Source organism: Arthrobacter sp., from assembly GCF_048266065.1.
Classification (GTDB): Bacteria; Actinomycetota; Actinomycetes; order Actinomycetales; family Micrococcaceae; genus Arthrobacter_H.
Window position 1 is genome coordinate 92,517 of sequence record NZ_JBLXAH010000008.1, and the last position, 26,633, is coordinate 119,149.

The following is a 26,633-nucleotide window of genomic DNA, read 5'->3' on the forward strand; positions in this document are numbered from 1 at the left end:
CGGATGTGAGCCCAGGAGTGCCGTGCCCCCGCAGGAAACCCAGGATTTCGACGATGACCTCGCCGCCAGGCTACGTGTGGCCATCATGCGTGTTTCACGGCGGCTGCGCGTGGAAGTCGGGGGAGGCGTGGTCACCGCCGGGCAGTATTCCGTCCTGGTGGCCCTCTGGCACGAACCACGGACCCTGGGCCAGCTGGCCGCCCGCGAACGCGTCCAGGCCCCGTCGATGACCAGGATCGCCAAGGCACTGGAAGAGGCCGGCTACGTCGAACGCATGGCCCACCCCGATGACAAGCGGCAGGTGCTGATCGGGCTCACGGATCCCGGTCGGGACGTCGTGGACCTGGTGCGCAACCAGCGCACCGCCTGGCTCTCCCGACACGTGGCCGACCTCGACGAGGGCGACCGTGCCACCCTGCGCCGGGCCGCCGAACTGCTGACGGAGATGAACGCCCGATGAGCCAGATGTTCAAGGCCCTCTCCGTGCCCAACTACCGGCTCTGGGTCTCGGGTGCCCTGGTGTCCAACATCGGGACCTGGATGCAGCGCGTGGCCCAGGACTGGCTGGTCCTGACCGTACTGACCCACAACTCGGGCACGGCCACCGGCATCACCACCGGGTTGCAGTTCCTGCCGATCCTTTTCCTGGGCCCCTACGCCGGGTTGGTCGCGGACCGGTACAACAAGCGCAAGCTGCTGCTCGTCACCCAGACGATCATGGGACTCTGCGCCCTGGTCCTGGGCCTGCTGGTGCTCACCGATACCGCGGAACTCTGGCACGTCTACACCCTGGCCTTCGTCCTGGGCCTGGCCAGCGCCTTCGATGCGCCCGCCCGCCAGGCCTTCGTCTCGGAGGTCGTCGGGCCGGACGACGTGCCCAACGCCGTGGCGCTGAACAGCGCGTCCTTCAATCTGGCCCGCCTGGCCGGCCCCGGTGTGGCCGGCCTGGTCATCGCCTGGCTGGGAACCGCTCCCGCGTTCCTGATCAACGCCGCGAGCTTCGCCGCCGTGCTGGTCTCGATCTGGAAGATGAAGCCCGAGCTGCTGTACACGCCCAAGCCGGCGGTGCGGGCCAAGCACCAGATCCGCGAGGGCATGCACTACATCAAGGGCCGACCGGACCTGGTCATGATCCTGGTCCTGACCGCCCTGATTGGTACCTTCGGGCTGAACTTCCAGATCACCAACGCCATGATGGCCACCCAGGCCTACGGCGTCGGCCCGGGCGAGTACGGATTGCTGGGATCCGTGATGGCGGTCGGGACCCTGGGAGGTGCACTGCTGGCCGCACGCCGAGGCAGGTTCCGGTTGCGCTACCTGATTGGCGGCGCGATCCTGTTCGGCGTCTTCAGCGTCGGAGCCTCCGTGATGCCCACGTTCTGGCTCTACGCACTGGCCCTGGTACCGGTGGGCCTGGCCTCGCTGACCTTTCTGAACAGTTGCAACACCTCCATCCAGCTCTCCGTCGAGCCGCGGTTCCGCGGACGCGTGCTGGCGATCTACATGATGGTCATCCAAGGCGGCACGCCCATCGGCGCCCCACTGGTGGGGTGGCTCGGTACGGAGTTCGGGGCCCGCTGGTCCATTGCAGCCGGCGGCATCATCGCGCTGGCCGCCGGTCTCTGGGCGTTGCAATTCGTCCGCCGCGGACACCTGAACCAGCCGGTCTTCGCCACCGGGGAGGGGCAGCCGTCCATCGTCGTGGTCGACGAAGAAGACCCCGGCCCTTCCGTCGACACCGAGGCAGGGGAAGGCCGACCGACTCCGACCCGTCGCGGGGAGTAGCCGGCGTTATTCGCCGACGACGGGGGTCACGGTGACGGATTCCCCCGAGATGTCCAGCTTGGCCGTGAAGCCGAAGTCATGCTCGACGGTGTTCTCGGTCTTGACCCCGGTCATCAGGTCCTGTTCCACCAGGTTCAGCGACGTTCCGACCTCCAACGGCCGCAGCACCCAGCCGCCGTCGTAGGGGCCGATCTCCACCGTGGGGTACCTGGTGATCTTCCAATGGATGGTGTCGGAGGAGACCCTGGCCTCGGTGTCGTAGCTCAGGGGGCAGCCGGCGGGCTTGAGGACCTGTTGCCGGGCGCAGCCGTCCAGGTATTTGTGCAGCTCGGCATCGACATCCTGCACCAGCTTCCGGGTGGGTTTTGTCGTCAGTGCCAGGCCGTCGGTTCCGGCGGTGGAGGCGGAGTCGACGACGAGTTGGCGCTTGGCACCCTGGAAGTACTTGTCCCGGTAGCTGGCATCGACCACTGCGGGCAGGAAGACCGGCAGCCGGGCGGCGCCCTTCGCCAGAGGTGCCGCCTCGCCGTTGACCTGCACCTCGTTGGTGGTGTCTGCGGTGACCGTGATCTGCGGGAGGTCGGTGGCCGCAAAGGCCCACCGGTCGAAGAAGAGCCAGTCCCGTCCCGTCCGCGTCAGATGGAACACGGTGGAGTGCTCCTGGCCGCCGACCTGGTAGGTGGTGGTGACCTCGACCTTGCCGTCGGTGACCTCGCGGGCGTCCTGCACCGTGAAGTCCTCGATCGGTTCGACGGCGGACTGCAGGGCCTTGCCGTCGAGCAGCAGGGCGTTGCCCTTGGGTGCCGCCGGGTCCAGCAGGCCCAGGGCCTGTTCCCCCTCGCCATCCTGGAGCAGGCCGAAGTAGGTGCTGACCTGCCGTTCGGGCCCGAAGACCTTCTGGTTCACCAGCGTGATGGTCACGACGGCTGCGATGGCGAGGACCATCAGAACGGCCAGCCAGAGGGCCAGGACACGGATGGGCGAGGAAGCGTTTTTCACCTGTTACACGTTACCGGGAATGCCGCCGTCCCCGGGAAACGGGGACGGCGGCATTCCTGTGGCCTAACGGCGGCGGCGACGGGTGCCGAACATCCCGCGCATGAGTTCCTTGCCCAGAAGCCCGGCAGCCTGCATGGCGAACTCCATGACGGGATTGTCCTGTTTGGCCGGAGGCCGGCTCGCAGACGGCCGGCGTTCCTGCGGTGCCGGTCCCGTGTCGGCGGTGCCGGACCCCGCGACCGGGGAGGCGGCGGTATCGCGGGCCGTCGTGCGGGCGGCGAGGACCTCGAAGGCGGACTCCCGGTCCACTGCCGTGCCATACTCCTGCATCAGCGGGGAAGCGTCGGCGACCTGCTTGACCGTTTCGGCGGGTGAGGCCCCCATGTTCGAGGTGGGGCTCCACATCCGGGTCCAGGCGACCGGGGTGGGCGCTCCCTTCTCGTTCATGACGACGACGACCGCCTCTCCGGTTCCGGCCTGGGTCAGTGCCTCGTTGAGGTCATAGTCGCTGGTCGGGAAGGTGGAGACCGTGGCCTTCAGTGCCTTGGCATCGTCCGGGGTGAACGCGCGCAGGGCATGCTGGACACGGTTGGCCAGCTGGCCGAGGATCTCACCGGGGACGTCCTTCGGGGTCTGGGTGATGAAGAAGACCCCGACGCCCTTGGAACGGATCAGGCGCACCGTGTTGGTGATCGAGTCCATGAACGCCTTGGAGGCGTCGTTGAAGAGCAGGTGGGCCTCATCGAGGAAGAAAACGAGCTTGGGCTTGTCGGCGTCGCCGACTTCCGGCAGCTCCTCGAACAGATCGGCGAGCAACCAGATGAGGAAGGTGGAGAAGACCAGCGGCTGCTGCAGCAGCGACGGCAGCTCCAGGCAGGAGAGCACCCCGCGGCCGTCGTCGGCGATCCGGAGCAGCTTCGTGGTGTCGAACTCCGGTTCGCCGAAGAACTTCTCCATGCCCTTGGCTTCGAGGGCGACCAGTTCACGCAGCAGGACCCCGGCGGTGGCCGAGGACAGTCCACCGAGTTCGGCCAGGTCGGCCTTGCCCTCGTCGGAGGTCAGATGCTGGATGACGGCCCGGAGGTCCTTCAGGTCGTAGAGCTCCAGGTCCTGCTGGTCCGCATAGTGGAAGACCAGCAGCAAGCTGGATTCCTGCGTCTCGTTCAACTCCATGATGCGCGCCAGCAGCACGGGGCCGAAGGAGGAAACGGTGGCACGCACCGGGATGCCCTCGCCGCTGCCACCCAGGCTGTAGTAGTCGACGGGGAACGAGGCGGCCTTCCACTCCATGCCCACCGACTGGGTCCGGGCGAGCAGCTTCTCGCTGCTGGCACCGGGCGTGGAGAGGCCCGTGAGATCGCCCTTCACGTCGGCCAGGAAGACCGGGACCCCGGCGTTGGAGAGCTGTTCGGCCATGACCTGCAAGGTGATGGTCTTGCCGGTGCCGGTCGCCCCGGCGACCAGGCCATGGCGGTTCATCATCCTCAAGGGCAGCCTGACCTGTGCCTCGGGGTGGACCTCGCCATCGACCAGGGCGGCGCCCAACGTGATCGCCCCGCCTTCGAAGGTGTAGCCGCTGCTGATCTTCTCGACTTGCTGTTCCGGTGTGTTCTTCGCCATGGGCACAGCCTATGCGGACAATGAGCCCATCGCACTGGATTTCCTGGATGGGCGCGCTGCCCCGCGTCCCGACGGGAGGCGGTGGCCGCTCAGAACGGGTTGAGCAGGCGGTGCACGAACTGCCGGGTCCGCTCCTCGCGGGGCGCGCGCAGCACGGTGTCCGGAGGGCCCTGCTCGACGACGACGCCGCCATCCATGAAGACCACATGGTCTGCGACCTCGCGGGCGAAGGCGAGTTCGTGGGTGACCAGGACCATCGTCCAGCCCTCCTGGGCCAGCTCCTTGATGACCGTGAGCACGTCACCGACCAGTTCCGGGTCCAACGCCGAGGTCGGTTCGTCGAAGAGCAGCAGCGAGGGTTTGAGCGCCAGCGCACGGACGATGCCCACCCGCTGCTGCTGGCCGCCGGACAGTTCGTGCGGATACTGTTCGGCCTTGTCGGAGAGGCCGACCCGTTCGAGCAGGGAGGTCGCCGCGGCGGTGGCCTCGGCCTTGGGGCGGCGTTGGACCTGGACGGGCCCCTCGATGACGTTTTCCAGCACCGTCTTGTGCGGGAAGAGGTTGTAGTTCTGGAAGACCATGGCGCTGCGCGTGCGCAGCGACTGGGTTTCCCTGGTGCTGGTGGTGGCGGAGAACTGCACCGCCGGGCCGCCGGCGAACGCGACCGTCCCGGCATCGGGTCTCTCCAGCCCATTCAGGCAACGCAGCACGGTGGTCTTCCCGGAGCCCGACGGGCCGATCAGTGCCAGCACGCCGCCGGCCTCCACGGACAGGTCGATCGAGGTCAACACGTGGTTGGAGCCGAAGGACTTCTGCAGCCCGGAGACCTGCAGCAGCGGTTCAGTGGGCGACATAACGGTCCAGCCTTTCCTCGACACGGGACTGCCCGGCGGAGAGCACCAGGCAGATCACCCAGTAGACCAGCGCGGCCTCCAGGTAGATCACCATGAACTGCTGGCTGAAGGCGGCGACCTCCTGCGCCTGGCGGAACAGCTCGGTCACCAGGATCAGCGAGGCCAGCGAGGAGTCCTTCACCAGCGAGATGAACGTGTTCGACAGCGGGGGGACCGAGACCCGTGCGGCCTGCGGCAGGATGAGCCGGCGCAGCGTCCTGGCCCGTGACATGCCGATCGTGTAGCCGGCCTCCCACTGGCCGCGGGGCACCGAGAGGATGGCCGCGCGGATGACCTCGGCGGCGTACCCGCCGACGTTGAGCGAGAACGCGATGATCGCGCTCGGCCACGGGTTCAGGGTCACCCCGATGGAGGGCAGCCCGTAGAAGATGACGAACAGCTGCACCAGCAGGGGAGTGCCGCGGATGACGGAGATGTAGGCCCGGGCGATCCACGCCAGCACGCGATTGGAGCCGATGCGCATCAGGGCGACCAGCAGCGCGATGACCAGACCCACCGCGAAGCTGGCCAAGGCCAGGGGGATGGTTCCCAGCAGACCGCCGCGGGCGATCGGCCAGAGCGAGTCGAGGAACAGCGACCAGTCGACATTCATGGGCTCAGCCTAGGTCCCGTCCCCTACTTCGAGACGTCTTCGCCGAAGTACTTCTCCGAGATCTTGGCCAGCGTCCCGTCCTTCTGCAGTTCCGCCAGGGCGCCGTCGACGGCCTTGACCAGATCGTCGCTGCCCTTCGGGAAGGCCAGCGCGGCCTCAGACGTGTCCTTCGTTTCGGCGGCGATCTTGATCCCCTGGTCCGGGGTGGACTTCTGGTAGTCCAGGTAGGTCAGCTGGTCGTTGATGGTCGCGTCCACCCGTCCCTGCTTGAGCAGGGTGACGGATTGGGCCCACCCTTCCACTCCCTGGACCTTCGCGCCGGACTTCTCCGCCAGCGACTTCCAGTTGCTCGTCAACGACTGGGCGGTGGTCTTGCCCTCCAGGTCAGCGAAGGAGGTGATGTCGTTGTTGTCGGCCTTGGTGACGATGACACCCTTGCTGATCGTGTAGGGGGTGGAGAAATCGTAGGTCTTCTTCCGCTGCGCATCCATGGTCACCTGGTTGGCGATGACATCGAACCGTCCCGACTCGAGCCCGGCGAAGATCGCATCCCACTGGGTCTCCTTGAATTCGGGCTTGACGCCGAGCTTGTCGGCGACAGCGGTGACGACCTCGACGTCGTAGCCGGTCAGTTCCCCGGCACCGCCCTCGTGGTACGAGAAGGGCTTGTAGGTGCCCTCCGTACCCACGGTGAGAACTCCGGCATCCTTGACCTCCTGCAGGGTCAGGCCATCGGCAGCCTTCGACGAAGCGGTTCCCGGTTCCGGTGATGAGGAGCAGCCTGACACGGCAATGCCCAGGGCGAGGGTGGCGGCGGCCAGCGGCAGGAGACGTCGGTTCATGGGGCAAGGTCCTTCGGTGCGGGCGGACGGTGGTCCGGGATCGGCGGGGCGCCCGGTGGTTACCGGGGGTCATGGAACGCTAGCAGTCCCAGCGCTGGACGCCTTCCGATTATTCCGAAGTGCGACGGCGGGTGACGGTCAGCCGTGGAGGATGATCGGAACGAGCATCATGGCGGGGACTGCGGCGATGGTGGTCAGCAGGACCGTGTCCTTGGCGACGACCAGGCCCTGTTCGTAGCGTGAGGCGGTGACGAAGACGTTCTGGGCCGACGGCAGGGCCCCCATGATCACCACGGCAAACAGATCCGCGCCCTCCAACCGGAAGATCAGCGAGCCGGCCAGCCAGGCCAGGACCGGGTGGACCAGGAGTTTCAGGCCGGTTCCGACCAGCACGTCGGACCGGCGGGCGGAAATCTTTTCCAGGGGTGTGGACCCGACCAGGGAGATCCCGAAAGCGATCAGCATGGCGGGGATCGAGGCCCCGGCGATCAGTTCGATGGGCTCCAGGATGGGTTGGGGCAGCTTCCAACCGAACACGGCGAAGAGCAGGCCCACCAGGGACGCGACGATCATCGGGTTGCGCAAGGTGGTGAGCACCATGGCCGTGGGGGTCGTTCGCCGTCCTGAGCTGCTGGCATCCAGGAAGACCAGGAAAATGGGGCTCCACAAGGCCAGTTGGAAAAGGATCACCGGGGCCGCGTGGGAGGTGTTGCCCAGGACATAGGCGGCAATGGGCAGGCCGAGATTTGCCGAGTTCACCGTGGAGGCGCTCATCGCACCGACCAGGCGCTCGGGACGGTCGCGCCGGAGCCACCAGCCGGTGATGGCGAAGTAGAGGAGGGCGACGCCGGCCGCGCTGATGGCTGCTACCCCGAGGCTGGGTCCGAGCACGGCCGCCGGGTCGGAGTCCGCCACGGTGATGAAGAGCAGTGCCGGACTGGCGACGAAGAATGTCAGGCGGTTCAGGACGTAGCGCGCGTCGGCACCGAGGACGCCGGTGCGGCCGACGAAATAACCGACGATGATGACGGCCCAGACAACGGAGAAACCGGAGAGGACCCCGAGCACGTCCTAGAAGTCCGCGGGTGTCCCGGCGATCGCGTGCGGTGGGCGCACGTCGCCGGTTGAGAGGGACTCGGAGGGGTCTGAACCGAGGGCGGTCATCGCGTTGTCCGCGTCCACGTGGACAACCCGCGGGACGTAGCTGCGCGCCTCGGCGGTCTCCATCTCGGCATAGCTGATGAGGATGACTGTGTCTCCGGGGTGGACCAGGTGTGCCGCGGCACCATTGATGCCCAGGACGCCGCTGCCGCGGTCCCCGGCGATCGTATACGTCTCGAGCCGTGCGCCGTTGGTGACGTCGACGATGCTGACCAGTTCCCCGGGCAGGATGTCGGATGCCTCGAGCAGGTCGAGGTCCACGGTCACGGAGCCGACGTAGTGCAGATCGGCATGCGTCACGGTGGCGCGATGGATCTTTGACTTGAACATTGTGCGTTTCATGGCAAACCTAGTCTACGCGTCGCCCGGCGCCGGGGAGGGTGTTCCCGGAGACAAAGAGAGCGGGCGACGGGAATCGAACCCGCGTGTCCAGCTTGGGAAGCTGGCGCTCTACCATTGAGCTACGCCCGCAAAACACCCGCCGGTCCGTTCGTACCCGCGGGTGCATCTCAGCATATCCCACGCGACGGTGACATGCATCTTGGGTCATGCGGCACCGGCGTCGTCAGCCACTTCCCGCAGGAGACCGGGCGGGGTGAAGCCGGCCCGAGACGACCCGGGTCAGGGGTTCGGCCATGCGGGTGGCCACGGGTCCCAGGACGGCCAGCAGCATGACGTAGGTGGTGGCCAGCGCCGCCAGTTCCGGTGAGGCGCCGCCCCCGGCCACCGCCAGGCCGGCGATGACGATGGAGAACTCGCCGCGGGCGATCAGCACCGTGCCGGCGCGGATCCGGCCCGGCACCCCGATGCCGGCGCGCCGGGCGGCCCACGCGCCGGTGACCACCTTGGTCACGGAGGTCAGGGCCGCCAATCCAAGGGCCAGTGCGAGCACCGGGGGAATCGTGGCCGGGTCGGTGTTGATGCCGAAGACCACGAAGAACATCGCGGCGAACAGATCGCGCAGCGGCGCCAGGACCTTGGCCGCCGAGTGGGCGGTGGACCCGGAAATGGCGATGCCCAACAGGAACGCGCCCACGGCCGCGGACACCTGCAGGGCAGCCGCGACTCCGGCGACCAGCAAGGCCGCACCGATGAGTTTGAGCAGGAAGTTCTCCTGGTCCGGGGAATGGATCAGCCGGGAGATCAGCGGGCCGTAGCGCAAGGCCAGCAGCAGGACGGCGGTGACCGCCAGGAGCGCGATGCCCACGGCCCGCAACCCGCCCAGGAAGCTCACGCCGGCCAACGCCGCGGTGAGGATGGGCAGGTAGACGGCCATCACCAGGTCCTCCAACACCAGGATAGACAAGACGACGGGGGTTTCCCGGTTGCCCAGCCGCCCCAGGTCGGAGAGGACCTTGGCGCAGATGCCCGAGGAGGAAATGTAGGTGACACCGCCCAGGACCAGGGCCCCGATGACCCCCCACCCCAGGATGAGGGCCAACGCAGCACCCGGCAGGAAATTCAGGACCAGGTCGATCAGGCCCGCCACCCAGGACCGGCGCAGTCCGGTCACCAGTTCCTTGGCCGTGTACTCGAGGCCGAGCATCAGCAGCAGCAGGACCACGCCGAGTTCGCTGGCGATGTCCCCGAACGACTCGATGCCGGAGAGCGGAATGATGCCGCCATGCCCGAAGACCAGGCCCCCGAGCAGGTACAACGGGACCGGGGACATGCCGATCCGTGCCGCCACACGCCCGAGCAGCCCGAGGCCGAGGAAAACGGCTCCGAGCTCGATCAGGACGAGGGTGGTGTGGTCCACGGGCGGGCCCTATCCGTTATTGAGCAGGTGGGCGGCCTTGTCCAGGCCCTCCGAGGTGCCCACCACGATGACCACGTCACCCGGGGCCAGCTCGAAGGAAGGCGGGGGCGAAGCGTGGACCTGCCCGGCGCGGGAGACCGCGACGATGGACGCGTGGGTGCGTGTACGCAGATGCGTGTCCCCCAGGGTGCGGTCCGCGTAGGGGCTGTCCTGGCTCAGCACGAACTGCTGGGTGTTCACCCCGGGCAACTCGCGGTGCTCGGCCGTCAGGTCGGCCACCAGCTGCGGGGCGCCGAGCAGCCCGCCGATCGCCGCCGCTTCCTCATTGGTCAGCGGGATGGCCGCCTGGCAGGCGTCGGGGTCCTGGCGCTCGGAGATGATCAGCTCCATCCCGCCATCGCGTTTGACCACGACGCCGACGCGTCGACCCGTCGCCAGCATGACGTCCCGGCGTACGCCAATCCCGGGGAGGGGGGTTTCTTCCAGATTCATGCCTCCAGCGTAGACCCCGGCCCCTGCGGTGGCGTCGCCTGGGCCGGGCCCAGCAAAAGGCCGCCGCCGGAAACCCGGCGGCGCCCAACTGGTGCTGATCGGAGGTGGCGTCTAGAGGCCGGAGGGGGTCCCGCCGTCGTCCGTCGGGGAGGGGGCCCCTCCCGCCGGGGAACCATCCGGGGCGAAATCGCGCTTGATGGCCTCGACGCCGTCGGCAGGGATCTCGAAGCCCAGCTGGTGCCCGGGGTTCAGCACCAGGCCGGCGCCGGAGAGGTTGTCGATGACAGCCGCCCCGACCACGCGCACGGCGAAGGGGGCTTCGGCGATGTACGTCTCCGGGATGCGGTTCACGTGCGTGAACAGGGCGATCACCGGTTCGCCGTCCTTGTTCTGCAGCAGCAGCGGCTGGACGTTGTCGGTCTCCTCGGTCACCTGTTCGCGGCTGAGGAAGAAGACCTCCTCGGACAGGAAGGTCGCGATGACCTGGCCTGCCATGGCCTCATCGGCCTGCCCCTCGTGGAGCACCGTCTCCAGGTGGGTCTGCGGCTCGTCGGGGTCCGGGGTTTCGGACGGGGTCTCGTTTGGCTCTTCGCTCATGCCTTCCAGCCGATCACGCCCGCAGTCGAAGCGCAACCCGCCCCGCCGCAACGAAGCGGCGGCAGTTCGGGGATCGGTGGCGCCCCGAATTAGACTGGGCGCAAACAACCACCGGATGCCAAGGATGCCCCATGACCGAGTTCCAGTACGAGGACCTGCTGCCGATCGGCCAGGACGAGACCACCTACCGCCGCATCGCCACCGAAGGGGTGCGCACCGTCGAGGGCCCCGGCGGACGGACGTTCCTCGAAGTGGATCCGGAGGCGCTCTCCCACCTGGCGCGGACCGCCTTGCACGACATCTCGCACTACCTCCGTCCGGCCCACCTGCAGCAGCTGCGCAACATCCTCGACGACGCCGAGGCCAGCGCCAACGACAAGTTCGTGGCCCTGGACCTGCTGAAGAACGCCAACATCGCCGCCGGCGGCATCCTGCCGATGTGCCAGGACACGGGGACGGCCATCGTCATGGGCAAGCGCGGGCAGCAGGTGCTGACCCAGGGGCCCGACGAGAAGGCCCTGTCGCAGGGGATCTACGATGCCTACACGCAATTGAACCTGCGCTACTCCCAGCTGGCACCGCTGACCACGTGGGAGGAGAAGTCCACGGGCAACAACCTGCCCGCCCAGATCGAGCTCTACGCGGACACCGAGCCGGGACATGAGGAGCAGTACAAGTTCCTGTTCATGGCCAAGGGCGGCGGCTCGGCGAACAAGTCGTTCCTGTACCAGGAGACCAAGGCGATCCTCAACGAGAACGCCATGTTGGCGTTCCTCGACGAGAAGCTGCGCTCGCTGGGTACCGCCGCCTGCCCGCCCTACCATCTCTCGATCGTCATCGGCGGCACCAGTGCCGAATTCGCGCTGAAGACCGCCAAGTACGGTTCCGCGAAGTACCTGGACAACCTGCCGACCACCGGGGCGATGACCGGACGCGGCTTCCGCGACGTGGAGCTGGAGGAGAAGGTGCTGGAGTTGACCCGCCACTTCGGCATCGGCGCCCAGTTCGGTGGCAAGTACTTCTGCCACGACGTGCGCGTGGTGCGCCTGCCCCGCCACGGTGCCTCGCTGCCGGTCGCGATCGCCGTGTCCTGCTCGGCGGACCGGCAGATGCTGGCGAAGATCACCGCCGACGGGGTCTTCGTCGAACAGCTCGAAACCGACCCTGCCCGGTTCATGCCCGACGAGTCACACCCGGCCCTCGCCGCCCACGACCACGAGACCGACGGGGTCACCGGCACCGGCGGCTCCTCGGTGGTCAGGATCGACTTGAACCGGCCCATGGACGAGATCCTCGCGGAACTGTCCAAGCACCCGGTGAAGACCCGCCTGTCGCTGACCGGACCGCTGGTGGTCGCCCGCGACATCGCCCATGCGAAGATCCGTGAACGGCTCGACGCCGGCGAGGAGATGCCGCAGTACCTCAAGGACCACCCGGTCTACTATGCCGGTCCGGCGAAGACCCCCGAGGGCATGGCCTCCGGATCCTTCGGCCCCACCACTGCCGGGCGCATGGACTCCTATGTCGACCAGTTCCAGGCCGCCGGCGGGTCGATGGTCATGCTCGCCAAGGGAAACCGCTCCCGCCAGGTGACCGAGGCCTGCAACAGCCACGGTGGCTTCTACCTGGGCTCCATCGGCGGACCCGCGGCACGCCTGGCCCAGGACTGCATCCGCAAGGTCGAGGTCCTCGAATACGAGGAACTGGGCATGGAGGCCATCTGGAAGATCGAGGTCGAGGACTTCCCGGCCTTCATCGTGGTCGACGACAAGGGCAACGACTTCTTCGCCGAGACGCTCAAGCCGACGTTCACCGGCATCCCGGTCCGCGCCCGGTAGCCACGCGCGCCGGGAGTGCCGTCAGCGCCAGTGCGTGGTGGCGGCCCGGGCCCAGTCGGGCATCCAACGGGTTTCCTCGTCACGGCGTGCCTGGCTGTCGGCGGTGGCCCGGCGGACGGCTTCCTGCACGGCCGCCTGCCGTTTGGCTTCGGCCTGTTTCCGGGCCGTGTCGTCCTTCCGGGCGTTGCGTGCGTCGACGAGCTGCTGCGAATACTGCTCGAAGGTGGCAATGTGCTGCTCGCGCATCGTGCGCGCCGCCGTCGTGCCCACATAGCGCAGGTGCCACGGTTCGAAGTTGTAGCCGGTGGTCTGCTGCTGGTCCTTCGGATAGCGGATGATGAACCCGAAGTCGGCGGCGTGCCGCGCCGTCCACCGTCCGCCCGGCAGGTCCGCCAGGCAGGCACGGAGGGAGCATTGGCCGTTCCCGACGCCGATGTCGGCCGACAGGCCCAGCTGGTGTTCGCTGGTTCCGGGGCGTGCGGAGATCTTCGACGCGTAGGCCTCGCCGTACTGGTTCGTGTAGCGGCGGAACAGGCTCACCTGGTGGTCGTAGGAACGGTAGGCGCTCTCCACGATGAGCCCGTGCCCGTCCCGGCGGGCCGCGGCGATCAGCTTCTCCAGGGCATGGGCCGCGTCCGGCACCATCCGGGCCCCGGAACCATTGACGGCCACGAGTTTCGCGGGGGTGTAGTCACGGGGTTGCAGGGGATGGTGTTCGTTCACCAGCACCAGCGGCGACGTGGGGTCCGTGGTGTACGCCGCGAAGGCCTGTTCGCGGCTGGGGGTCCTGGTCTTCTCCTCGTGGCCTGCATCGCCCGGTGACGGTGCCGGCCCGGTGGAGGGTGTCGCCTGGGCGTCCTGCAGGTCCCCGACGGGGGAGGCCCACGCGGTGTGGGCGGGCAGCAAAAGGGCGGCCGCGAGGGCGACCGAGGTGGCCACCGCGGCCGAACGGCGGTGCAGGCGTGATGATGTCGGCATGATGTCGGCGGTGCGCCGGCGATTCCACGGAGCTCGCGGAACGGCTCAACCCACCGACTTCAGGATAACGCCGTCCGGGCGGCATAGGCTACTTTGGAACCGTGCTGATCTCAGACCACGACATCCGGACAGAACTGGACTCCGGGCGCATCGGGCTTGACCCGTATGACCCCCAGATGATCCAGCCCGCCAGCGTCGACGTCCGCCTGGACCGCTTCTTCAGGCTGTTCGACAACCACAAGTACGCCCACATCGATCCGTCCCAGGACCAGCCGGAACTGACCCGGCTGGTCGAGGTCGACCCAGCCGAACCGTTCATCCTGCACCCGGGGGAATTCGTGCTCGGCTCGACCTACGAACAGGTCACGTTGCCCGATGACATCGCCGCGCGGCTCGAAGGAAAGTCTTCGCTGGGCCGGTTGGGCCTGTTGACCCATTCGACGGCGGGGTTCATCGATCCGGGGTTCTCCGGGCACGTGACCCTGGAGCTCTCGAACATGGCGACCCTGCCGATCAAGCTGTGGCCCGGGTCGAAGATCGGCCAGTTGTGCTTCTTCAAGCTCAGCTCCGCCGCCGAACACCCCTACGGTGATGGAACGTACGGCAACAGGTACCAGGGCCAGCGCGGCCCGACGGCTTCGCGGAGCCACCTGAACTTCCACCGCACCGAGCTCGGGGCCTAGCCTTCCCGGACCCCGGCCGTCCCGCGGTTCAGCCGCGGCCGGTGAAGGGCATGCCCGTCGCGGTCACGACCAGCGAGTCGACGGTGACGTCCAACGGCAGCTCGGCCAGCTGGCGGACCAGGTGTGCTGCATGTGCGACGTCGAAGACCGGTTCGACCCGGGTGCTGCCGTCCGCCTGGAGGGTACCCGTGGTGAAACCGGCGGTGAGCTCGGTGGCGGTATTGCCGATGTCGATCTGCGATGCCGTGACGCCAAACCTTCGCCCGTCCAGCGAGATCGACTTGGTCAGGCCGGTGATGGCGTGTTTCGTCGCCGTGTAGGCCACCGAGGCGGGACGCGGTGCGTGGGCAGACACTGAGCCGTTGTTGATGATGCGTCCGCCCTGCGGCGTCTGGGACTTCATGGCCCGTACCGCCGCCGCGGCGCAGAGCATGCTGCCGGTCAGGTTCACCGCGACGACGTCATTCCAGTCCTGGATGCTGATCTCGTCCACGGTGGCGCGCGGACCGAAGGCCCCGGCGTTGTTGAACAGCACATCCACCCGCCCCCAGGTGCGGGTGACGGTGGAGAAGAGGTCGTCGACCTGGGAGGGGACGGTGATGTCGGTGGGGACCACCAGGGCCCGGGGGCGCCCCTCCACGCTCTGTTCCAACGCCTCGGCCCGGCGCCCGGCCACGGCCACCCGCCAGCCGGCGTCGAGCAGTTCGCGGGCGACGGCCCGGCCGATCCCCGAGCCCGCCCCGGTGACGACGATGATCCCGGCGTCCGGTCCGTGGGGGCCTCCCGTGCCGGTCATCGGGTGCCTCCCGTCGCGGCGGGTGCCCCCGGCTTGTGGACGGGGAGCAACAGGCCCAGGCCGACCAGCAGGACGAGCATGATGCCCAGGATGCCGTAGCGCTGGGCCCCGCCGTCGGCCACATGGGGGGAGGCCAGGGCGATGGAGAGCGAGAACAGGGCCGGGGCCAGGAAGGACACGGCACGCCCGGTGGTCGCATAGAGGCCGAACAGCTCGCCCTCCTTGCCCGTCGTTGCCAGCCGCGCCAGGAAGGCACGCGAGGAGGACTGGGCGGGCCCGACGAACAGGCACAGCAACAGGCCGAACAGCCAGAATCCGGAGGCACCGGGGGAGAGGAACACCCCGGTGGCGGCGATCAGGAGCCCGCACAGGGAACCGACGATGACCGCCTTGGGGCCGACCCGGTCGTCAAGGAAGCCGCCGATCATGGCACCGGCGGCTGCCACGACGTTGCCGACGATGGCGAAGGTGATGACCTGGCTGAGCTCGAAGCCGAACGTCCCGGCGGCGATGACCCCGCCGAACGTGAAGACCGCTGCCAGTCCGTCGCGGAACACTGCGGCGGCAATGAGGAAGAAGACGGTATGCGGCTCGGTGCGCCACAGCGCCTTCACGCTGCGTCCGAGCTGGCGGTAGGACTCCAGGAAGCTCACGCGTGCCATCTTCTGGCGGCGCTTGACCTCCGGGACGGCGAAAAGGACCGGCAGGCCGAACCCGAAGAACCACACGGCGGAGAAGACCGCGACCAGCCGCAGGTTCAGGGAACCGTCGGTGGAGGCCCCGGGCCAGTCCACGATGGGCTGCACGAAGCCGAACAACACCAGAGCCAGGGCCAGGATGCCGCCGAGATAGCCCATGCCCCACCCGAATCCGGAGACCTTCCCGATCGTCGCCGGGGTGGAGATCTGCGGGAGCATCGCGTTGTAGTTCACCGTGGCGAACTCCGAGAAGATGCTGGCCACCGCGATCAGGGTGGCGCCGAGGACGAGGAAACGCGGGTCCGGCAGCACGAAGAAGCAGGCAGCCGTGGCCAGGGCAACCAGCACGGTGTTCACCCCGAGCCAGAACCGGCGTCGTCCTCCGGCATCGGAGCGCTGCCCGGTCACCGGGGCCAACAGGGCGATGACGACGCCGGCGATCGCCAGGGCGTTGCCCAGCACCGCCGAATTCGCGTCGGTGTCCCCGAAGAGCGAACTGGTCAGGTACACGGTGAACACGAAGGTGGTCATCACCGCGTTGATGGCCGCCGACCCCCAGTCCCAGGAGGCCCAGGCGAGGACCTGCTTGGAAATCGTCGCCGTACCGCGGGACGGGAGGGCCGTGGGCGTGGCGTTCGGGCTCATGCCTGCATCGTAACGCCCTGCGCGAAATAACCGGGGGAATTGCCGCCCAGGGAGGAAATGCATTGATGAACTGTTAAACTAAATGGAAAACCTGACCGAATCAGCTGCGGTGTTGACCATGCGTGGCCCCAAGCCCTTCAGGAGACTTCGTGGCAGTGGTACTCATCGCGCTCTTCGCGGTGAGCGCCGTCGCGCCGTTGCTGTTCCGCCGGTTCGGCCGGGCCTCCTTCTACCTGCTCGGGGCCGTCCCGGCAGCGGCCTTCGTCTGGCTGCTGGCCAACTTCAACTCGTTCACCGCAGGTGACCAGGCCGCCTTGGCCGGCGCGCCGAACGCACCGCCTGGCGTCGTGGTCGAATGGATCCCGACCCTGCAACTGGAACTGGCGTTCCGGATGGACGCCCTCTCGGCGGTGCTGAGCCTGCTGATCCTCGGGGTCGGGGCACTGGTGCTGTTCTACTGTGCCCGCTACTTCAAGAACGAAGACGCCAACATCGGCCCGTTCGGTGCCCAGCTGCTGGCCTTCGCCGGCGCCATGTTCGGCCTGGTGATCTCCGATGACGTGATCCTGCTGTTCATCTTCTGGGAAATCACCACGATCCTGTCCTACCTGCTGGTCGGCTTCGCCCGGGCCCGCATCTTCGCGCGCCGTTCGGCCCTGCAGGCCCTGCTGGTCACCACCTTCGGCGGGCTGGCCATGCTGCTCGGGCTGGTCATGATCGGCCAAACCGCAGGAACCTACCGGCTCTCCGAGATCATGGCGCAGGCACCCGAACTGGTCTCCCGGGGCACCCTGGTCGACGTCGCCATCGCCCTGGTCCTGCTCGGTGCGGTCAGCAAATCCGCACTGGTTCCCTTCCACTTCTGGCTTCCCGGCGCCATGGCGGCACCGACTCCCGTGTCCGCCTACCTCCACGCCGCGGCGATGGTGAAGGCCGGGATCTACCTGGTGGCCCGGCTGGCCCCCGGGTTCTCCGACACCACCTGGTGGGACCCGCTGGTCATCGGGCTGGGCCTGGCCACCTTGCTCATCGGCGGCTGGCGGGCCTTGCGGCAGACCGATATCAAACTCATCCTCGCCTACGGCACCGTCTCCCAGCTCGGGTTCCTGATGCTGATCATGGGCCAGGCGAACGCCGACGCGGCCATCGCCGGGCTGGCCATGATGCTGGCCCACGGCTTCTTCAAGGCGGCGCTGTTCCTGGTGGTCGGCATCATCGACCACCAGGCAGGCACCCGTGATGTCCGCCTGCTCTCCGGGCTGTGGCGCACCGCCCCCAAACTGTTCGCCGTCGCCGTGCTTTCGGCGGCTTCCATGGCCGGGATCCCCCCGCTCTACGGGTTCGTGGCCAAGGAATCGGTGCTCGAGGTCCTGCTCGCCGGGGCCGGGAACGGCCCGTGGGGCCCGGTGGTGCTCACCGGCGTCGTCCTCGGTTCAATCCTCACCGTCGCCTACAGCGCCCGGTTCATCTGGGGCGGGTTCGCCGGCAAACAGGGGATGCCGGCCACCCCGTTCAAGGCCGTCCCGTGGCTGTTCCTGGCGGCACCGGCCGTGCTGACCGTGGTGACGCTGGCCGCCGGCTTCTTCCCGGCACCGATCGAACACGCGGTCTCCGCCTTCGGCACGCTCTTCCCGGCGTCGGACCACCCGGTGCATCTGGCCCTGTGGCATGGCCTGACCCCGGTGCTGGGCCTCTCGGCGATCATGGTCGTCGGCGGGCTGCTGCTCTTCCGCTGGAGGACGGGGTTCGGTGCACTGCAGGCCAGGGTCCCGGCGTGGGTGGATGCCGAACGAGTGTACAAGGCGGCACTGAACGTCATCGACGAGATCTCCGTCTGGGTCACCGGACGCACCCAGCGTGGTTCGCTGCCGTTCTACCTGGGCGTGATCCTGCTGGTGGCGCTCATCGTCCCGGCGGTCGCCGCGTTCGCCAACGAGACCCCGCTGCCCACCGCGGTCATCTGGTTCGACACCCCCGCCCAACTGGTCACCGGGTTGTGCATGATCGTCGGTGCACTGGCCGCGGTGCGGGCGAACAAGCGCTTCCTGGCGGTGCTGATGGTTTCCGTCACCGGCTACGGGATGGCGTTCATCTTCGCCCTGCAAGGGGCACCGGACCTGGCACTGACCCAATTGCTGGTGGAGACGATCGTCCTGGTGGCCATGGTGCTGGCCTTGCGCGTGCTCCCGGCGCCACTGTGGACGCAGAACCCCTCGGGCCACCGGCTGGCCCGGGCCGTGCTGGGCATCGGATTCGGGCTGGCCATGATCATCATCGCCGCCACCGCCATGGCCTCGCGCACGGCGGAGCCCATTTCGCTCTCGTTCCCCGACCTGGCCTACTACGGCGGGGCCGGCAAGAACATCGTGAACGTGACCCTGGTGGACATCCGCGTCTGGGACACCTTCGGTGAGATCACCGTGCTCGCCGTGGCGGCGACGGGTGTGGCCTCGCTGATCTTCGTCCGCGGCCGCGGCGACGCCCGCCGCCGGGCCCACGAGGTCGAACCGGGTTCGGTGGGGCGGGCCCGCACCGACGGCGCCGGGGGGTCCCGCGGCGCAGCGGCCCTGGCGACGGCACGGCACTTCGCCCAGTCGGCGAAGGACGCCTGGCTGGTGGCCGGGAAGACCATGGCCCCGGAGAGCCGCTCGATCATCTTCGAGGTCGTTGCGCGCCTGGTCTTCCACACGATCATCCTCTTCTCGATCTACCTGCTGCTCGCCGGGCACAACACGCCCGGCGGCGGATTCGCCGGCGGTCTGCTGGCCGGACTGGCCATGACCATCCGCTACCTGGCCGGCGGCCGGTACGAACTGGTGGAGGCGACCCCGATCAGCGCGGGAACCCTGCTGGGACTGGGGTTGGGCACCGCGGCCCTCTCCGGCGTCGTGCCGTTGCTGCTGGGCGGGGACCTGTTCCAGTCGGCGGTGGTCGAATTCGCCCTGCCCCTTTTCGGGGAGCACAAATTCGTCACCTCGACCTTCTTCGACATCGGCGTCTACCTCGTCGTCGTGGGCCTGGTCGTGGACGTGCTGCGCAGCCTGGGCTCCGAGATCGACGAAAAGACCGAGAAGCGCAGGGTCCGTTCCGGCGGTGCCCGCCGGGGCCCCGAGGCCCGCCAGCGGACGGGGGCCGGACGATGAGCGTGAACGTGACCCTGCTGATCGTGATGGGCGTGCTCTTCGCCACCGGCATCTACCTGCTGCTCGAACGCAGCCTGACCCGTGTGCTGCTGGGCATCATCCTGGTCGGCAATGCGGTGAACCTGCTCATCCTCGCCACCGGCGGACGCAGCGGGCTCGCACCGCTGTATGCGGCAGGCACCCCGGCGGGCGACTACGCCGACCCGTTGCCGCAGGCGCTGATCCTGACCGCCATCGTCATCACCTTCGCGGTGACGGCGTTCCTGCTGGCGATGATCTACCGCTCCTGGGTCATCGCCCGCCGCGATGAGCTCACCGACGACGCCGAGGACCGCCGCGTCGCGGAGAAGAGCGCCTACGACTTCGAGGAGGATTCCGAGGTCGCCGTCGAGACCTCCGAGTTCCCCGCCGACGCCGACGACGACGGTGCCATGGAGGACATCGAGGAGTCGGCCCACGCCGCTGCCGCCCGGGCGGCCGGTGAACGCCTGGCCAACGACTTCCGGCAGGCCTCCTCCGAGGAAAGCGCCGGCACCGGCAACCACCGCAGGAACAGGAAGGCGCGATGATGGGCACGCAGACCGCAATCGACTTCGCACCCCTGGCCGTCCTGCTGCCGATCTTCGGTGCCGCGCTGGCCTTCGTGCTGCGGCGCCACGTCCTGGCCCAACGCAGCGTGACCATCGGTGCGCTCGTCGTGACCCTGGGTCTCGAGGCCTGGATGCTGGTGTCCGCCTGGCAGAACGGGGCACAGGCCGTCATGATCGGCGGCTGGGCGCCACCCTTCGGCATCTCGATGGTGGTCGACGAGTTCTCGGCGCTGATGCTGGTGGTCTCCACCGCCGTCAGCCTCACCGTGTTGCTCTACGCCACCGGCCAGGGCATGGCGGATGGGGATGAGGACGGGCCGATCTCCGTGTTCCACCCCGCCTACCTGATCCTGGTGGCCGGGGTGTCCAACGCCTTCCTGGCCGGGGACCTGTTCAACCTCTACGTCGGCTTCGAGATCCTGCTCACCGCGTCCTACGTGCTGCTGACCCTGGGCGGGACGACCGCGCGCATCCGCGCCGGGGTGACCTACGTGGTCGTCTCCGTGGTGTCCTCCGTGTTGTTCCTCGTGGCGATCGGCATGATCTACGCGGCAACCGGCACCGTGAACATGGCCGATCTGGCGCTCAAGCTCGCCGACATCGACCCCGGCACCCAGATGGTGCTGCACGTGATGCTGCTGGTCGCCTTCGGCGTGAAGGCCGCCGTCTTCCCGCTGTCCTTCTGGCTGCCCGACTCCTACCCCACGGCCCCGGCCCCGGTCACCGCAGTGTTCGCCGGACTGCTGACCAAGGTCGGCGTCTACGCGATGATCCGCACCGAGACGCTGCTGTTCCCGGGGGACCGGCTGAACACCGCACTGATGATCGTGGCCCTGCTGACCATGCTGGTGGGGATCCTCGGTGCGCTCGCGCAGGCTGACTTCAAGCGCATGCTCTCCTTCACGTTGACCAGCCACATCGGCTACATGGTCTTCGGGCTGGCCACCGGCAGCGTCGTCGCCCTGGCGGCCACCGTCTACTACGTGGCCCACCACATCATCGTGCAGACCTCGCTGTTCCTGGTCGCCGGGCTGATGGAACGCCGGGGCGGGACCTCGAACGTGGACCGGCTGGGCTCCCTGGCCAAACTCTCGCCCGTGCTGGCCGTGCTGTTCTTCGTTCCCGCGATGAACCTGGCCGGCATCCCGCCGTTCTCCGGTTTCCTGGGCAAGCTCGGGCTGCTGCGTGGCGGGGTGGACCTGGGCACCCCGCTGGCCTGGGTGCTACTGGCCGGCGCGCTGCTCACCTCGCTGCTCACGCTGCTGGCCGTGGCCCGCGTCTGGAACCGCGCCTTCTGGCGCCGCGCCGACGACGCCGAGGACCCGGACCCGATCCTGTTGATCACCGCCGACGGCGGGACGCATCCGGTGACCGGGAAGGCAGTGGCGGTGGCGGCAACCCGCCCCGCCGGGCGCTCGGAGCACGACCTGCTCCCGCGCACGATGATCCACTCCACCGGGGCGCTGGTGCTCCTGGGCGTCAGCCTGACGATCTTCGCCGGGCCCCTGTTCGACCTCGCCGACCAGGCGGCCCAGCAGATGATGGAACGCACGCCCTACATCGAGGCCGTCCTGGGCGGCACGGATGCCGGAGGCGGATCATGAGCCCGCACCGCCACCACGTCCGTCCGGCCCGGCCCTCCGAGCTGCTCACCGGTTCCCGGGGAGCGCGGGCCCGGGCACGACGGCGTCGTGCACGGTTCTGGATCGAGCTGCCCCTGACGCTGTGGATGGTGCTGGTCTGGGGAGCGTTGTGGCAGGACTTCAGCCCCGGGAACCTGGTGTTCGGGTTCGTGCTCTCGCTGGCCGTCGTCGCGACGTTCAAGCTGCCCCCGGTGGAGTTGAGCGGACGGTTCAACCCCTGGCAGGCGCTGCTGTTCGCCCTGCGGTTCCTGTGGCAGGTCATCAAGGCCAGCATCCACGTCATGTTCGTGGCCATCGTCCGGGGCCCGTCCGTCCGCAATGCCGTGGTGGGCATCCGCATGCGCAGCCACGAGGACCTCATGACCACCGCGTTGGGCCACGTGCTCACGCTCATCCCCGGTTCGTTCGTCGTCGAGGTCGACCGCACCACCTCCACCCTGTACCTGCACGTGCTGGACATCAACGACGAGGAGCAGGCCGAGGACTTCCGGCGGGAGGTCCGGGACATCGAAGCGGCCCTGATCCGGGTCATGGGCAGCCGGGAGGAACTGGCCGGGCTGCGCACCGAGGCGGCCGGGGCCCCGGGGACGGAAGGGACACCATGACCATCATCATTGCCGCCTGGATTTCCGGTGTTGCACTGGCCCTCGGCGGCGTCATGGCCCTCATCCGGCTGGCCCGCGGCCCCTCCATCCTGGACCGGACGCTGGCCCTGGACGTCCTGCTGGTCATCATCATGTGCGGGTTGTGCCTGGACATGGCGGTGAACCGGCACCTGAACCACATCGTGTTCATCGTCGTCGGCTGCCTGGTCGCCTTCATCGGCTCGGTGACGATCGCCCGCTACGTCACGGATCGGAGGAACCCATGACCGTGCTGGCCCTGGTCGACGGGGGAACCGCCGACACCGTCCTGGACTGGATCACCGCGATCTGCATGGTCGGTGGCGCCCTGATGTCGGTGGCCGCGGGGATCGGCCTGCTGCGCTTCCCCGACCTGTTCTCGCGCATGCACGCCGCCACGAAACCCCAGGTGCTGGGGCTGTTCCTGCTGCTGCTCGCCGTCGCCCTGCAGATCAGGGCGTGGGCCGCGGTGCCCGTGCTGCTGCTGGCCTGGTTGTTCCAGCTGCTCACCGCCCCGGTCACCGCGCACATGGTGGGCCGTGCCGCCTACCGCACGAAGCACCTTAAACAAGACACGCTGGTCCTCGATGACCTCAATGAAGTGGTCTCCGAGGCCCAGCGTCGTCTCGACGAAGGCCGGTAGCGGGGTCGCTACACCTCATCCACTGTCTTGTTGAAGTGGCGGATCGTCCGCTGGGTCCCACGGTTGGTCAGGACCTGGATCACGGCAGCCACCACTGCCGAGGTGACCGCGAAACCCAGTGCATGGCGCATCGTCGCCTCCGCCTGGGCCTCGGCATCGCCCGGCTTCGGCGGCTTCTGCCCGGTGGCCTTGGTCCAGATGGCGTCCACGAGCTTGCCGCCGATGAACCCGGCACCGATCGACACAACCGAGCCGAAGACTTTCAGTAATACGTTCACGAACGATTCTCCCGTCGGTAGGTGATTACCCGCCCAGCATAACGCGCTGTAGACTGGGCCCACTGAATCACCAACGACAGGGGAGCGTCGCCGACCGGCCAAGGCCGGAACCGAGGACGCTGAGAGTGCGGATTGCCGCAGACCCTCGAACCTGCTCCGGCTCGTACCGGCGAAGGGAGTCGAGAATCTCAGGACGCGCGGAATCGCCGTGGCGTCCTCCCCTCCTTGAACACCAAGGAGGAAGACCACATGAGCACCACCTTCACGGCGGCATCACCCGTCCGCCACACCTGGCGCGTCGTCGACATCGTCGTCGCATCCGTCATCGCCGTTGCATCCGGCATCATCTTCTGGGGCTGGAACACCACCCACCACCTGCTGGACTTCCTGTTCCTGGCCTTCCCGCCGTCGTCGGCGCTGTTGGCCGGGATGTGGCTTTTCCCGGCGGTGCTCGGCGCCCTGGTCATCCGCAAGCCGGGAGCCGCCCTGTTCTGCGAGATGGTCGCTGCCGTGGTCTCCTCGCTGCTGGGCTCCGAATACGGGTGGACGGTCTGGGTGTCGGGCCTGGTCCAGGGGCTCGGCGCCGAACTGGTCGTGGCCCTGTTCCTCTACCGCCGCTGGTCGCTGCCGGTGGCCCTGCTCGCCGGGCTGCTGACCGGAATCTTCGGCGGCGTCAACGATGCCTTCATCTTCGCGTGGTTTCCCGACTACACCTCGGCCATGAAGCTCGTCTACGTCGTGTCCATGGCCGTCTCCGGGCTGGTCATCGCCGGACTGGGCAGCTGGGCGCTCACAAGGGCACTGTCCCGGACCGGTGCCCTGGCGGCGTTGGCGTCGCGGCGGGCGGCCCAGGAGAGGGCCTTCGGCTGATCCGATGTCCCGAGAGATGCAGGGGCCGCCCGCCGACCCCGTGGAGGTCCGGCCCGCCGCGGGCACGGTGGAGGAACACCGCGCCGTCAGCGTGAGCGCCCGGGGGTGGGGCTTCAAGCACGCCGGACGTGACCGGCCCGCACTGGCCGGCCTCGACCTGGAGATCGCCGCGGGGGAGCGGGTGCTGCTGGTCGGGCCCTCGGGGGCCGGCAAGTCGACGCTGCTGCATGCCCTCGCCGGCGTGCTGCAGGACGACGAGGACTCCGCGTCCGCCGGTGAACTGCTCATCGACGGCCGGCCCGTCGCCGGGGCGGGTGCACCCACCGGGCTGATGCAGCAGGACCCCGAAACGCAGGTGGTCCAGGCACGGGTCGGCGATGATGTGGCCTTCGGCGCGGAAAACCTGTGCGTCCCGCGGGAGTCCATCTGGCTGCGGGTCGCCGAAGGCCTGGACGCGGTGGGCCTCCAGGTGGCGTGGGGGCACCACACCTCCGAACTCTCCGGCGGGCAGAAACAGCGCCTCGCCCTGGCGGGGATCCTGGCGATGCGCCCCGGGCTGGTGCTGCTGGACGAACCAACGGCGAACCTTGACCCCGACGGTGTCCTGGAAGTGCGCGACGCCATCATGGATTCCGTCGCCCGCAGCGGGGCAACGATGGTCATCGTCGAGCATCGGTTGGCCGCCTGGGCCGACGCGGTGGACCGGGTGGTCGTGCTGGAGCCGGGCGGGGGAGTCGCCTGCCAGGGAACCCCGGCCGAGCTCTTCGCCCCGGGCCCGGTCCGCGAACGGCTCATCGCGGCAGGCGTCTGGGTCCCCGGCCACGTCCCCGGCCCGGCACCCAGGACGCCCGGCACCAACGCGGGGCCCCTGCTGCTGGACGCCCGGGAATTGGCGGTGGCCCGGACACCGCGGGGACCCGCGGCACTGTCTGGCATCGACCTGGAGGTCGCCGCGGGGCAGGCCCTGTGCATCACCGGGCCCAACGGGTCCGGGAAGTCGACCCTGGCCCTGACCCTGGGCGGACTGTTGCGCGAACGAGCGGGAACCCTCCAGGCCCTCCCGGCCCTGCGGGGGCGTGCCACCGAAGCGCCCACCGACGGACCCCACCCCCCGGACCGGCCCTTCCTGTGGCGCGCCGGGGAACTGGTCGCCCGCATCGGGACCGTCTTCCAGGAACCCGAACACCAGTTCGTCACCGCCAGCGTGCGGGAGGAACTCGCCTACGGGCCCCGCCACGCCCGAAGCCCCGGAGGCAACGAGCGGCTCTACGACGACGAACAGATCGACCGTCGTGTCGACGAACTCCTGGACCGGCTGGGCCTGCGCCATCTGCAGGACGCCAACCCGTTCACCCTCTCCGGCGGGGAAAAGCGCAGGCTGTCGGTGGCCACCGTGCTGGCGGCCCGCCCCCGCCTGCTGATCCTGGACGAGCCGACCTTCGGCCAGGACGCGCTCACCTGGAGCGGGCTGGCCGAGCTGTTGCGCGAGGAGCTCGACGACGGTGTCGCCGTCATCGCCGTCACCCATGACGCCGCCTTCGCCGCCGCCCTGGGCGCCCACGACTACGCGGTGGACCCCCGACCGCAGAGCCCACCGGCGCAGGCGTCCGCTGCGGAAGAGGCCATCGCACCGGATCGGGCGGGGCCGCCGGCACTCGAACCCGACGTGTCGGCCCGGGCCAGCTTCTTCGGCCGGTGCAACCCCCTGGCCAAGCTGGCCGCGGTGGTCCTGGCCACGACCCCCCTGATTGCCTCGCTGGATGTGGTGAGTTCGACGATCGTCGCCCTGGCCAGCGTCCTGTTCCTGCCCCTGGCCGGCCTGAAGCCGCTGCGTTTCCTCCTCCGCGCCTGGCCGTTGCTGGTGGCGGGCCTCTTCGCCGCCTGGGGGACCGCCCTGGTCGGCAACGACTCCGGGGCAACGCTCCTGGACCTGGGGGTGGCGACCATCAGCGAGGGATCAATGCTGTCCGGGCTGGCCACCGGACTGCGGGTCTTCGCCGTCGCGGTTCCGGCAGTCATCGTCCTGTCCAGCACCGACCCGACCGACCTGGCCAACGCGTTGGCCCAACAGGCCAGGCTTCCCCACCGGTTCGTGCTGGGGGCCCTGGCCGGGATGCGGTTGCTGGGCCTGCTCGCCGAGGAGTGGACCACGTTGGGCATGGCCCGCCGGGCCCGTGGGGTCGGGGCCCAGGGCGGGGCACTGCAACGGCTGCGCGCCAATGCCGGACAGAGCCTGGGGCTGATGGTCCAGGCGATCCGCCGCGCCTCGCGCCTGGCCATGACGATGGAGGCCAAGGGATTCGGCGGCCGGCGGCGCACCTGGGCCAGGATCGCGACCTTTGCCTGGCGCGATGCCGGGCTGGTTGTCGCCGGGCTCCTCCTCGGCGCGGTGGCCACCACGACCGCCCTGGGGGCCGGGACGTGGAACCTCGTCTGGGGTTGAG

26 protein-coding genes, 1 tRNA gene and 1 riboswitch are annotated in these 26,633 nt (G+C 68.6%); of the genes, 12 read left to right on the top strand and 15 right to left on the bottom strand.

The genetic code is table 11. The features are described 5' to 3' along the window. Positions 1–22 precede the first annotated feature (22 nt). Complete coding sequence (locus ACN0TP_RS13820) at positions 23–460, top strand: MarR family winged helix-turn-helix transcriptional regulator (RefSeq protein WP_417219856.1); 438 nt, start codon at positions 23–25, stop codon at positions 458–460. Then, positions 457–1,785, top strand: coding sequence for an MFS transporter (locus ACN0TP_RS13825; protein ID WP_417219857.1), 1,329 nt, complete (start codon positions 457–459; stop codon positions 1,783–1,785). The genes ACN0TP_RS13820 and ACN0TP_RS13825 overlap by 4 nt, the downstream gene beginning before the upstream one ends. A 6-nt stretch (positions 1,786–1,791) precedes the next feature. Here ACN0TP_RS13825 and ACN0TP_RS13830 read toward each other — a convergent pair whose 3' ends face one another. The 11 genes from ACN0TP_RS13830 to ACN0TP_RS13880 form a co-directional block, all read right to left on the bottom strand. Then, on the bottom strand, positions 1,792–2,784 hold the full coding sequence (locus ACN0TP_RS13830) for a hypothetical protein (RefSeq protein ID WP_417219858.1): 993 nt from the start codon (positions 2,782–2,784) through the stop codon (positions 1,792–1,794). Between the two features lie 63 nt (positions 2,785–2,847). Then, entirely contained in the window at positions 2,848–4,404 is a 1,557-nt protein-coding gene (locus tag ACN0TP_RS13835) for a helicase HerA-like domain-containing protein (protein WP_417219860.1), read from the bottom strand. 89 nt (positions 4,405–4,493) lie between these two features. Next, entirely contained in the window at positions 4,494–5,258 is a 765-nt protein-coding gene (locus ACN0TP_RS13840; RefSeq protein WP_417219862.1) for an amino acid ABC transporter ATP-binding protein, read from the bottom strand. Next, complete coding sequence (locus tag ACN0TP_RS13845; protein ID WP_417219864.1) at positions 5,245–5,910, bottom strand: amino acid ABC transporter permease; 666 nt, start codon at positions 5,908–5,910, stop codon at positions 5,245–5,247. Before ACN0TP_RS13845 ends, ACN0TP_RS13840 begins: the two co-directional genes overlap by 14 nt. Positions 5,911–5,933: 23 nt before the next feature. Continuing rightward, positions 5,934–6,752, bottom strand: a complete 819-nt coding sequence (locus ACN0TP_RS13850) for an amino acid ABC transporter substrate-binding protein (RefSeq protein WP_417219866.1) — start codon at positions 6,750–6,752, stop codon at positions 5,934–5,936. A gap of 138 nt (positions 6,753–6,890) precedes the next feature. After that, positions 6,891–7,820 carry an AEC family transporter gene (locus tag ACN0TP_RS13855; RefSeq protein ID WP_417219868.1) on the bottom strand — a complete coding sequence of 310 codons (930 nt, stop codon included), beginning with the start codon at positions 7,818–7,820 and terminating at the stop codon, positions 6,891–6,893. A 3-nt stretch (positions 7,821–7,823) separates the two neighbouring features. Further along, positions 7,824–8,255: an aspartate 1-decarboxylase gene (gene panD, locus ACN0TP_RS13860; protein WP_417219869.1), complete on the bottom strand. Its 432-nt coding sequence runs from the start codon at positions 8,253–8,255 to the stop codon at positions 7,824–7,826. 58 nt (positions 8,256–8,313) lie between these two features. Continuing rightward, positions 8,314–8,384: transfer RNA gene (locus ACN0TP_RS13865), tRNA-Gly, on the bottom strand. A gap of 94 nt (positions 8,385–8,478) precedes the next feature. Then, the gene (locus ACN0TP_RS13870) at positions 8,479–9,672 is read right to left on the bottom strand and encodes a cation:proton antiporter (protein ID WP_417219871.1); all 1,194 of its coding nucleotides are present in this window, start codon (positions 9,670–9,672) and stop codon (positions 8,479–8,481) included. Positions 9,673–9,681: 9 nt separating this feature from the next. Continuing rightward, entirely contained in the window at positions 9,682–10,164 is a 483-nt protein-coding gene (locus tag ACN0TP_RS13875) for a cation:proton antiporter regulatory subunit (RefSeq protein ID WP_343901672.1), read from the bottom strand. A gap of 111 nt (positions 10,165–10,275) precedes the next feature. After that, a complete protein-coding gene (locus ACN0TP_RS13880; protein WP_417219872.1) occupies positions 10,276–10,761 on the bottom strand; it encodes an SseB family protein in 486 nt (161 codons plus the stop codon). Between the two features lie 131 nt (positions 10,762–10,892). On the opposite strand from ACN0TP_RS13880, the gene ACN0TP_RS13885 reads away from it, so the two are divergent. Further along, on the top strand, positions 10,893–12,599 hold the full coding sequence (locus ACN0TP_RS13885; RefSeq protein ID WP_417219873.1) for a fumarate hydratase: 1,707 nt from the start codon (positions 10,893–10,895) through the stop codon (positions 12,597–12,599). Positions 12,600–12,620: 21 nt separating this feature from the next. On the opposite strand, the gene ACN0TP_RS13890 is transcribed toward ACN0TP_RS13885, so the two are convergent. Continuing rightward, positions 12,621–13,577: a D-alanyl-D-alanine carboxypeptidase family protein gene (locus tag ACN0TP_RS13890; protein WP_417219875.1), complete on the bottom strand. Its 957-nt coding sequence runs from the start codon at positions 13,575–13,577 to the stop codon at positions 12,621–12,623. A 101-nt stretch (positions 13,578–13,678) separates the two neighbouring features. On the opposite strand from ACN0TP_RS13890, the gene dcd reads away from it, so the two are divergent. Continuing rightward, a complete protein-coding gene (dcd, locus tag ACN0TP_RS13895) occupies positions 13,679–14,260 on the top strand; it encodes a dCTP deaminase (protein WP_417219877.1) in 582 nt (193 codons plus the stop codon). A 28-nt stretch (positions 14,261–14,288) separates the two neighbouring features. On the opposite strand, the gene ACN0TP_RS13900 is transcribed toward dcd, so the two are convergent. Both ACN0TP_RS13900 and ACN0TP_RS13905 read right to left on the bottom strand, forming a co-directional pair. Further along, complete coding sequence (locus tag ACN0TP_RS13900) at positions 14,289–15,056, bottom strand: SDR family oxidoreductase (RefSeq protein WP_417219879.1); 768 nt, start codon at positions 15,054–15,056, stop codon at positions 14,289–14,291. Next, complete coding sequence (locus tag ACN0TP_RS13905) at positions 15,053–16,399, bottom strand: MFS transporter (RefSeq protein ID WP_417219881.1); 1,347 nt, start codon at positions 16,397–16,399, stop codon at positions 15,053–15,055. The genes ACN0TP_RS13900 and ACN0TP_RS13905 overlap by 4 nt, the downstream gene beginning before the upstream one ends. A 149-nt stretch (positions 16,400–16,548) precedes the next feature. Here ACN0TP_RS13905 and ACN0TP_RS13910 point away from each other — a divergent pair, with 149 nt between their 5' ends. The 6 genes from ACN0TP_RS13910 to mnhG are packed head-to-tail and all read left to right on the top strand — an operon-like array spanning position 16,549 to position 23,041. After that, positions 16,549–19,542 carry a Na+/H+ antiporter subunit A gene (locus ACN0TP_RS13910; RefSeq protein WP_417219882.1) on the top strand — a complete coding sequence of 998 codons (2,994 nt, stop codon included), beginning with the start codon at positions 16,549–16,551 and terminating at the stop codon, positions 19,540–19,542. Continuing rightward, positions 19,539–20,111 carry a Na(+)/H(+) antiporter subunit C gene (locus tag ACN0TP_RS13915; protein WP_417219884.1) on the top strand — a complete coding sequence of 191 codons (573 nt, stop codon included), beginning with the start codon at positions 19,539–19,541 and terminating at the stop codon, positions 20,109–20,111. The genes ACN0TP_RS13910 and ACN0TP_RS13915 overlap by 4 nt, the downstream gene beginning before the upstream one ends. Beyond that, the gene (locus ACN0TP_RS13920; protein WP_417219885.1) at positions 20,108–21,736 is read left to right on the top strand and encodes a Na+/H+ antiporter subunit D; all 1,629 of its coding nucleotides are present in this window, start codon (positions 20,108–20,110) and stop codon (positions 21,734–21,736) included. The genes ACN0TP_RS13915 and ACN0TP_RS13920 overlap by 4 nt, the downstream gene beginning before the upstream one ends. Next, positions 21,733–22,380, top strand: a complete 648-nt coding sequence (locus ACN0TP_RS13925; RefSeq protein ID WP_417219886.1) for a Na+/H+ antiporter subunit E — start codon at positions 21,733–21,735, stop codon at positions 22,378–22,380. The genes ACN0TP_RS13920 and ACN0TP_RS13925 overlap by 4 nt, the downstream gene beginning before the upstream one ends. Beyond that, positions 22,377–22,646, top strand: coding sequence for a monovalent cation/H+ antiporter complex subunit F (locus ACN0TP_RS13930; protein WP_417219887.1), 270 nt, complete (start codon positions 22,377–22,379; stop codon positions 22,644–22,646). Before ACN0TP_RS13925 ends, ACN0TP_RS13930 begins: the two co-directional genes overlap by 4 nt. Then, a complete protein-coding gene (mnhG, locus tag ACN0TP_RS13935; RefSeq protein WP_417219888.1) occupies positions 22,643–23,041 on the top strand; it encodes a monovalent cation/H(+) antiporter subunit G in 399 nt (132 codons plus the stop codon). Before ACN0TP_RS13930 ends, mnhG begins: the two co-directional genes overlap by 4 nt. Before the next feature lie 8 nt (positions 23,042–23,049). Here the strand turns inward: mnhG and ACN0TP_RS13940 are convergent, their stop codons facing one another. Continuing rightward, complete coding sequence (locus ACN0TP_RS13940; protein WP_417219889.1) at positions 23,050–23,319, bottom strand: DUF4235 domain-containing protein; 270 nt, start codon at positions 23,317–23,319, stop codon at positions 23,050–23,052. A gap of 68 nt (positions 23,320–23,387) precedes the next feature. Then, a riboswitch (TPP riboswitch) is annotated at positions 23,388–23,514 on the top strand. 54 nt (positions 23,515–23,568) lie between these two features. Between ACN0TP_RS13940 and ACN0TP_RS13945 the strand changes: the two genes are divergently transcribed. Next, a complete protein-coding gene (locus ACN0TP_RS13945; protein WP_417219890.1) occupies positions 23,569–24,189 on the top strand; it encodes an ECF transporter S component in 621 nt (206 codons plus the stop codon). Between the two features lie 4 nt (positions 24,190–24,193). Then, positions 24,194–26,632, top strand: a complete 2,439-nt coding sequence (locus tag ACN0TP_RS13950; protein WP_417219891.1) for an ATP-binding cassette domain-containing protein — start codon at positions 24,194–24,196, stop codon at positions 26,630–26,632. Position 26,633: the final 1 nt, after the last annotated feature.

Bases quoted from the DNA above. Each gene is read 5' to 3' on its own strand.
- ACN0TP_RS13945 (WP_417219890.1), top strand. From the start codon at position 23,569: ATGAGCACCACCTTCACGGCGGCATCACCCGTCCGCCACACCTGGCGC.
- ACN0TP_RS13915 (WP_417219884.1), top strand. From the start codon at position 19,539: ATGAGCGTGAACGTGACCCTGCTGATCGTGATGGGCGTGCTCTTCGCC.
- ACN0TP_RS13885 (WP_417219873.1), top strand. From the start codon at position 10,893: ATGACCGAGTTCCAGTACGAGGACCTGCTGCCGATCGGCCAGGACGAG.
- ACN0TP_RS13825 (WP_417219857.1), top strand. From the start codon at position 457: ATGAGCCAGATGTTCAAGGCCCTCTCCGTGCCCAACTACCGGCTCTGG.
- ACN0TP_RS13930 (WP_417219887.1), top strand. From the start codon at position 22,377: ATGACCATCATCATTGCCGCCTGGATTTCCGGTGTTGCACTGGCCCTC.
- ACN0TP_RS13890 (WP_417219875.1), bottom strand. From the start codon at position 13,577: ATGCCGACATCATCACGCCTGCACCGCCGTTCGGCCGCGGTGGCCACC.
- ACN0TP_RS13840 (WP_417219862.1), bottom strand. From the start codon at position 5,258: ATGTCGCCCACTGAACCGCTGCTGCAGGTCTCCGGGCTGCAGAAGTCC.
- mnhG (WP_417219888.1), top strand. From the start codon at position 22,643: ATGACCGTGCTGGCCCTGGTCGACGGGGGAACCGCCGACACCGTCCTG.
- ACN0TP_RS13845 (WP_417219864.1), bottom strand. From the start codon at position 5,910: ATGAATGTCGACTGGTCGCTGTTCCTCGACTCGCTCTGGCCGATCGCC.
- ACN0TP_RS13850 (WP_417219866.1), bottom strand. From the start codon at position 6,752: ATGAACCGACGTCTCCTGCCGCTGGCCGCCGCCACCCTCGCCCTGGGC.
- ACN0TP_RS13905 (WP_417219881.1), bottom strand. From the start codon at position 16,399: ATGAGCCCGAACGCCACGCCCACGGCCCTCCCGTCCCGCGGTACGGCG.
- ACN0TP_RS13950 (WP_417219891.1), top strand. From the start codon at position 24,194: ATGTCCCGAGAGATGCAGGGGCCGCCCGCCGACCCCGTGGAGGTCCGG.
- panD (WP_417219869.1), bottom strand. From the start codon at position 8,255: ATGAAACGCACAATGTTCAAGTCAAAGATCCATCGCGCCACCGTGACG.
- ACN0TP_RS13835 (WP_417219860.1), bottom strand. From the start codon at position 4,404: ATGGCGAAGAACACACCGGAACAGCAAGTCGAGAAGATCAGCAGCGGC.
- ACN0TP_RS13925 (WP_417219886.1), top strand. From the start codon at position 21,733: ATGAGCCCGCACCGCCACCACGTCCGTCCGGCCCGGCCCTCCGAGCTG.
- ACN0TP_RS13875 (WP_343901672.1), bottom strand. From the start codon at position 10,164: ATGAATCTGGAAGAAACCCCCCTCCCCGGGATTGGCGTACGCCGGGAC.
- ACN0TP_RS13880 (WP_417219872.1), bottom strand. From the start codon at position 10,761: ATGAGCGAAGAGCCAAACGAGACCCCGTCCGAAACCCCGGACCCCGAC.
- ACN0TP_RS13920 (WP_417219885.1), top strand. From the start codon at position 20,108: ATGATGGGCACGCAGACCGCAATCGACTTCGCACCCCTGGCCGTCCTG.
- ACN0TP_RS13900 (WP_417219879.1), bottom strand. From the start codon at position 15,056: ATGACCGGCACGGGAGGCCCCCACGGACCGGACGCCGGGATCATCGTC.